The organism is Mesorhizobium sp. B283B1A, assembly GCF_020165735.1.
Taxonomy (GTDB): Bacteria; Pseudomonadota; Alphaproteobacteria; order Rhizobiales; family Rhizobiaceae; genus Mesorhizobium; species Mesorhizobium opportunistum.
In genome coordinates this window covers 1-6,899 of sequence record NZ_JAIUIQ010000087.1, presented here as the reverse complement: position 1 = coordinate 6,899, position 6,899 = coordinate 1, and the positions used below count along the sequence as shown (strand labels likewise).

5 protein-coding genes are annotated in these 6,899 nt (G+C 57.2%); 2 read left to right on the top strand and 3 right to left on the bottom strand.

Going from position 1 to position 6,899, the window contains the following annotated elements:
• Nucleotides 1–195: 195 nt before the first annotated feature.
• Together LB577_RS32970 and LB577_RS32965 are read right to left on the bottom strand one after the other, a co-directional pair.
• Nucleotides 196–1,779 (bottom strand): transposase family protein, encoded by a 1,584-nt coding sequence (locus LB577_RS32970; protein WP_224690558.1) that lies wholly within the window; start codon nucleotides 1,777–1,779, stop codon nucleotides 196–198.
• Nucleotides 1,780–1,783: 4 nt separating this feature from the next.
• Nucleotides 1,784–2,104: a hypothetical protein gene (locus LB577_RS32965; protein WP_224690557.1), complete on the bottom strand. Its 321-nt coding sequence runs from the start codon at nucleotides 2,102–2,104 to the stop codon at nucleotides 1,784–1,786.
• Nucleotides 2,105–3,061: 957 nt separating this feature from the next.
• Between LB577_RS32965 and LB577_RS32960 the strand changes: the two genes are divergently transcribed.
• Nucleotides 3,062–4,285 carry an acetyl-CoA carboxylase biotin carboxylase subunit family protein gene (locus tag LB577_RS32960; protein WP_224690556.1) on the top strand — a complete coding sequence of 408 codons (1,224 nt, stop codon included), beginning with the start codon at nucleotides 3,062–3,064 and terminating at the stop codon, nucleotides 4,283–4,285.
• Nucleotides 4,286–5,316: 1,031 nt separating this feature from the next.
• Nucleotides 5,317–6,060 carry a class I SAM-dependent DNA methyltransferase gene (locus LB577_RS32955; protein ID WP_224690555.1) on the top strand — a complete coding sequence of 248 codons (744 nt, stop codon included), beginning with the start codon at nucleotides 5,317–5,319 and terminating at the stop codon, nucleotides 6,058–6,060.
• A 498-nt stretch (nucleotides 6,061–6,558) separates the two neighbouring features.
• On the opposite strand, the gene LB577_RS32950 is transcribed toward LB577_RS32955, so the two are convergent.
• Nucleotides 6,559–6,899 (bottom strand): hypothetical protein (locus tag LB577_RS32950; RefSeq protein WP_224690554.1); only part of this gene is annotated, 341 nt, incomplete at its 5' end.

Genomic DNA, 6,899 nt, shown 5'->3' with positions numbered 1-6,899 from the left:
GCCTGAAAGCCGCCGGCAAGAAGCCACCAGTGGTCGTGGCCGCGATCGCACGCGAGATGGCCGCCTTCTTGTGGGCTTATCGGTCGGGAGGTCGCACCGTCACAGACAGGTCTCGACCCGACCCGCTGCACAGCGTTGGGGGTGGCTGTCGTGTTGCCTCACGTAATTTTGTTACCGGCTGCCTCACCAAGAATGTTACCCGCTCGCCAGACGTGCGGAATCTGAAGCGACATACGGCGCTAGGCGGCTGACCTCGCCGATGAGCCGCTGCACGGCTTGTTGTCGCCACGCCCTTACTCGCTGCTGCAACGTGTGAAGCTGGTGCAAGCTGTATCGTCCAGGATAACGGACCTGGAACTCGACGAGAAGTTCAAGTGCGGTCTGATCCGGACGCTCTTCAAGGCATCGTGCCATCTCTTCCCAATGGTCCTTGAAGATGTCGGGACGTCGGCCGCGCGGTTTGTCGTTGAGCCGACGATAAGTCTTTGGCCCAACGACAACACCGCGGGCGCGAGCCGCTTGGCGCCAGAGATTGACCCGTCGAACGAGTGTTTTGTACTGCTTGCGGGTAAATCGACCTGGAAACTGGACACACAGCTCCTCGAAGAGCTGCGTGGCGTTGATGTTGGGGAATTCCTCCCATCGGCGACAAACGATCGGCCACACCATGCGGAGCGCCTGGACGCGGGCTTGGCCAGGCTCGGCGTAGACCGGCTTCGGCTTCTCCTGCATCTTCGCGGCTGTCACGGGAGGAGTGGGTGGGATCACCGGTTTGAGCGTGGCGGTGGGACTCGCAATAAGGGTTTGTGTCGAGACCTTTTGTAGACTTCGCAGGTAACGCGGTTTGGCCTCAATGGAGAAGGTCGGACGTATCTCGCCCGCATGCCAGGCGCTCGATAGGCTGGCTACGAACGCGGCCAGGTTGGGCGGTTCCGATGTCGCCGGTGGCGGTGTTTCGCCGTCAGCCAGCGCCGCCAGATAAGCATGGACAGCTCGCATCTCCTCCAGCAGCTTCAGCGGATCGAGGTCGCCGGCGATCTCGCGCAGCTGGTTCTTGGCGGTCATCGGGATAGCCTCCGCCTGCAGGAGACGCTGGCAGGGAGTCTGCGGCGGATGATAGCGCTTGGCCACCTTCGCACCGTCACGCTGTTTGGCAGCCAGCTTGAACGAGGGCTGGAAGAAGTTCACGAACAGCCGGGATGCCGCGTAGAGGCGCGTGATCGCTCTGGCCGCCGCCAAGCCCTCGAAGCGCCGATACCCCAGGAGCTTCCGTACAACGGCGCCATTTTTCTGCTCTATCCACGCTTGGTCGTTCTTACGGTAAGGCCGCGAGCGAGTGAGTTCGATGCCGTGACCAAGGCAATATTCGATCAGCCTGTTGTTGACGAACTCGCTGCCATTATCCACATCCAGCGCTCTCAGGGCAAAGGGCAAGCCCGTGCGGATCCGGTCGAGTGTCTCGACCACGAGGGTACCTTCTCGGACCACGATGGGCGCGGCCTCCGTCCATCCGCTCGCGATGTCGGTCAGAACCAGGCTGTGAACGTAGCTACCGCGGTTGACTCCCCCGCAATGAGCGACCAGGTCAATCTCCATGCTGCCGGGCAGCGGCTCGTTCCAGTCGGCAAAGGTGCGCATTTTGATGCGCCGCCGGGGCTCTGGCACAACCCTTGGCGGCTTTTTCGTACGCATGGTGCGCCTTGGCATCTGGAGCAAGCGGTCGATCGTGGCGGCGCTCATCGACAGGATCTTGTGGCGTATCTCCTCCTCGAGCTTCAAATGTCTATTGCGTTCCAGCGCCCGGCAATAGGATGGGCAGCAGTGCCTTGAGGCGCTTGCCGCAGACTCGATCTGAAGCTTCCCACAGCACAATCAAGGCGGCCCGAGCGGCCTCATCATAGAGCGACAGGCGTTGGCGGGTCTGACGGTGCTTCGGCTCCGGGTGGCTGTTCAGGACACGGGTTGCGGACTTTTCGTGATACCCCGTCGCCGCAATGAACTCCTCCAAGATCCGGCGCTTGTCCTTGGTCGTCGCGGCCGCATAGCGATCCCTGACCGCATTGGCCAGTTCCATACGCATGGCATGTGTCATCTTCGTCTTCATGTTGCCTCCCTGGTAGTGAAGGCACCATGGCGACATGCGCCTTCACGGGTAACATTTTAGGTGAGGCAACGAACCCGCGCGGTAACATTTTCCTTGAGGCAATGCGAGAGGGGCCACGGTGGGGAACTCCCGTCGCTAGTTATGTGGCCGAGCCAACCCGCTCGACGCCCGCCCTCTAGACAAAGGACAGCCCCGAGACGAAGACACGGAAGGCGGTATCCAACCCGCGGATGAGAGTCTGATCAACCGTCGTCTCTGAGCTCCACCCCCAGCCCTGTGCAGCTTCAGCCGATCCAACTGCTTCGCCCACGCCGAGCGGACCATCCGTCTTGCGCTCAGCCTTGACAGGGAACATGAGAGACTAGCGGTGGACCCGGGCGTCGGCGCGGGCTCTTTTTCATGAGCTTCCCCGCCTGGGTGCGATCCAGCGCGAGGTGGGCACTTCTCACGACCGAGAGGACCACGGCATAGACTGCCGCGGCGACCCAGAGTTCGAAAAACTCGAGCACCTTCGCCGCAAGCTGCGGATCGTCGGCGAACTTTCAGATTCGGATGCGTGCGGCAGAAACGCGCGATCGCTAGACGCACTGGGCTTTAGGCGGTTTATCCTGGGACCTCCGCCATCGCGCAACCGGTCCCAATGACGGTTAGGTCCGTTGTCGCGCTGAGCCTTAGGCGTTCGAGTTGATCAACGGTGCTGGCGGGGGGGTCGTTGGTCAGTGGATGGCAAGGCGGGGATGATCGCGGGACGTTGGAGCCGACGCAATCTTTTCTGCGATCGCTCCGTCGGCCCCTCCAAGCTCCCAGGCAGGGAATCCCGGTCAACTGGGGGCACTCAAACAAAATTTACAGAACCTTAACGGCGAAGAGTCGCTGACGGTAGTACGTTCATCACAACGTCCGAGGTCAGACCCCCACTAGTTCGACGCTGTCAGACGCAACGGAAGGTCAACAATCATGGTAAGAAGAGCGCTCATCCTCGTTGAAGGGCATAGGAGTAATGGTCCGCTCTACGTCCGAGCGGCGCAGCGCTTTGGACTTGATCCAATTGTCTTGTCGGCTAATCCAGCTCAGTACGACTATCTTGCAGCGGAAAGCATTGAGACAATCCGTGTCGATACAAGCAATTTCGATGCGCTGGTCACCGAATGTTCCCGGCTGAATGCGAGCTATGACATAGCTGGCATTACGGGCCTGAAGGAGGCGTTCTATGCGACCGTTGGCAAGCTTTGCCGGCATTTCAATCTACCGGGACCGAATCCCACATCCATTGAACGGTGCTGCGACAAACTCGTTCAACGTCAGCTCCTCGAGAAGGCCGGCCTTCCGATCCCTGCTTATCGATTGGCAGTGACGGCGAAGGATGTAGAAAGCTCTGCTGCCGAGATCGGCCTGCCGGTGGTTCTCAAGCCAGTGGTCGGCAGCGGTAGCACCGGTGTCCGATTGTGCCGTGACCTCGATGAGTTAGCCGAACATACGAACTTTCTGTCGGGCGGCAAGCACACATGGGGGCCCTCGCCGAGAATACTGGTCGAAGAATTCGCACAAGGTCCCCTTTACGTTGCTAATCTAATGGAAAATGAGGTCGTTGGAATTACGGCCTACGAGTTCGGCCCGCCACCGCATTTCATCGCTCATCAATACATCTGTCCGGCCCCGCTAACCGACAGCGAGCATCAACGCATCGCGCAAGTTTCGCTGAGCTGTTTGCGAGCTCTCGGTCTTGGCTGGGGGCCATCAAATATCGAATTTCGATGGACGAAGCTTGGCCCAGTGGTCATTGAAGTCAATCCGCGTATGGCGGGTGGAGATCCTGAACTGATTAAGCTGGGTTATGGCATCGATCTCGTCACCGAGCACGTCAAACTTATCATTGGAGAGGAATGCGATTTGCGCAAGAGGCATTCGCAGGCAGCGGCCACCCGATGCTTAGTTCCTGATCGCGATGGAATCCTCGATTGGATCGGTGGCGGCAGGCGGGCGGCTGCCGTGCCAGGTGTCGTCGAGGTTAAATTTTTTGTTGAACCGACTACGCCCATCATCAGGAAAGGCGATTACCAAGACTACCTCGGGTATGTCATCGCGGCTTCGCCCAGCCGTGCTCAGACCGAGGCGATACTTCAGCGTGCCGTCGACCTAATCAATTGGTCGATCACACCCCTCCCCACTAATTGCGGATAAGAATTATCGTGTCACGGGCGCAGATGCTATGGGGCGAGCGGCGAGGGGTGCGGCATGTTCGGCGCTGCTAAAACCAACTCTCAGAAGGAGGCACCCATCCCCGCAGTTTTTGACGCAAACCGATCCCTACCGCTCTCGAATAGGATAACACGATCGTCGCAATCGAAATGAGGAAGGCGAAGTGGCTGATGGCCGTGCTTGCTGCGGAATTCGAAGACGTAAAAGGCCCGCTGGACGGGTTGACGCCCATAGTCGCGCGCGCACGATAGGCTTTTCGCCGCCATGCCCATGACCGCCGTGATCGGCTCGATCACGACGGCCAACGTCCTGGTATCGGCACCCCAGCCGGCACCTCGGTGGCTTGCCGTCCTGCTGCTTCGGTGAACTGCTGACTACAGGCTCCGCCGCCGCCGAACTTGCTGCACTGGAGCAAGCAAAAACCTCTGCGACCTAGCCGGTACCTACGCAAATTGGTAGTTATATCGAGGTCGATAACAAGATATGTTTGGTCTCGAAGAGGAAGTTATGGATTTAACTCGTAGAATGTCATCCTGTTAAAGACGTGCAATTTGGCTAAGGCTTAATGACAGTTCAGCGGGCGGGCTTGCGGCGAGATCAGTGAGCCTCGGCGGGTGTTCGGTCTAACCCGCGATCGACTCTTTGAAGCCAGCGTGCTCGGTGAATCGCAGCCGGAGCTCAAAGGTTACCGTCGTTAAAAGACTCAACTCGGCATTGACGGGTACACAATCACCCCAAAATGGTCTTTGATTGCACTAAATATGTTATCTTAATGCAGTCTTTAATATTATATATTGTATATTGCATAAAATACCAGGTTTTCGTAAAGGCAATTATAGGTATAAATGACAGTTCGCTTCAAAGTTCGTGAATGAGAATTAATCAGTATAGATTGATATTAAATCACGCAAGCAGCAAATAAGATCTCAACACGCTCGTCAAAGAAGATATAAAGTTAATCTAAACATGGGTCAGGCGCAATGCAAAAGCATCAAAGTTCAGGAGGGCCGAGTTTGACTGAAGAGTTTATCTATGATGAGAATTTAGCTTCCGTCTACGAAAAATTAACTAGTATGGTGGGCAAAGTTGCCGAGGCAGACGAAACCGCGGTCTTTCTTGAGCGGTTTTCCAGCGGAAGGAGTGCTTTTGAACTAGGCATAGGCAATGGGCGCGTAGCGGTGCCATTGAGCGAGCGCGGCGTCAGGGTCGAAGGTATCGACAATTCGGATAGCATGTTGAAGCTCCTCGCCAAACGTACCGATGGGATCAAGGCTTGGAAGGTGGACATTGCCGATTTCAGCTCAGAGCAACGCTACGATCTTGTCTATTGTGTTCATAGCACGTTCACGCTGCTCTGCCGGCGTGAACAGCAAATAGCTTGTCTCCGATCTGCCGCGAAGGCGCTAGACGATGTGGGAGTTTTGGCGATAGAGCTACGCGTGCCAGCCTTGGATGGGTTCGTCAGCGGCCAAAAAACGACTACTACGCTCGTCGATCGCGACAATACGATCGTGAACGTGGAAATCCACGATTCACTAAACCAGAACTTGCTTTCATCCCTCCTGTGGTTTTCTGGTGCCTCGGTCAGACGTTTTCCACAACGCATTCGTTACGTTTATCATCAGGAGCTCGATACCATGGCCCAATTCGTTGGGCTGGAGCTAGCGGAGCGTTGGGGCGATTGGGGGGGAGGTGCGTTCACCGATGTCTCCAAACGTCATATATCAGTTTACCGTCGAGCACCTCGTAATCGGTGAGCTGCCACTTAGACTTCATCTTAAGGCGAAAAAGGAGTGCCCCGGGATCTTTGATCCGATTTCAGTCCCTGGGTTATCACCGATGATCTCGCGAACCGTCATGCCGCGCTACATGTGAAGATCTTGCCGTTGAACTATATCGGCACTAGGTATTTTTTCAACTTCAGACCAATGTTTCGGGCCGCCCGGACGCGCTGGATCACAGCGTAGTCTCCGACGTGTCCGTCAGACCCCGACTTCTACGAATAGCCGTTGGGCGATTGGCGTGCTGGCGTTTTTTATCTTCAATCGTTTGGGAGCTGAAAGGAGTTGGTAGCCATCTGCACAATCCGGATCAGCATCCCTAGTGTGGAGAGCTCGACCTGCCACCTCCATCACGACGGCAGCAGCGTCGCCTTCACTTCGCGCCGTCGTTTGCTCGCAACGATGCGGCCAAGCCATCAATAATAAGGCCGCTCGGGCTTCCGGCACTATCCTGCCGAGGCTCTCCTCTAGACGTCATGTTCCAGGGCTGAGATCGGTGGCCCGCCCTTTCGTGCGATTAAGAGACGAGGTTTGCTCGGATGGGCCGAGCCGATCCTCACGCACGGAGGGCGAGCCATGGGAGAGTATAGCAAAGCGTTTGTCGCGTTTGATGTAGCCAAGAAGAAGCACGCGGTGGCGATCGCGGAGGGCGGCCGCACCGGCGAGGTCCGGTTTGTCGGCGAGGTCGAAAATAGTCCTGCAGCGATAGAGCGGACGATCAAGAAGCTGGGAAAGAAGTATGATTGACTGCACGTCTGCTTCGAGGCCGGGCCGACGGGTTACGGGTTGTGCCGGCAGGTTCGCGATCTTGGTCA

Excerpts from the sequence above, each read along its gene's own strand:
- LB577_RS32965 (WP_224690557.1), bottom strand. The coding sequence starts at position 2,104 with ATGAAGACGAAGATGACACATGCCATGCGTATGGAACTGGCCAATGCG.
- LB577_RS32960 (WP_224690556.1), top strand. The coding sequence starts at position 3,062 with ATGGTAAGAAGAGCGCTCATCCTCGTTGAAGGGCATAGGAGTAATGGT.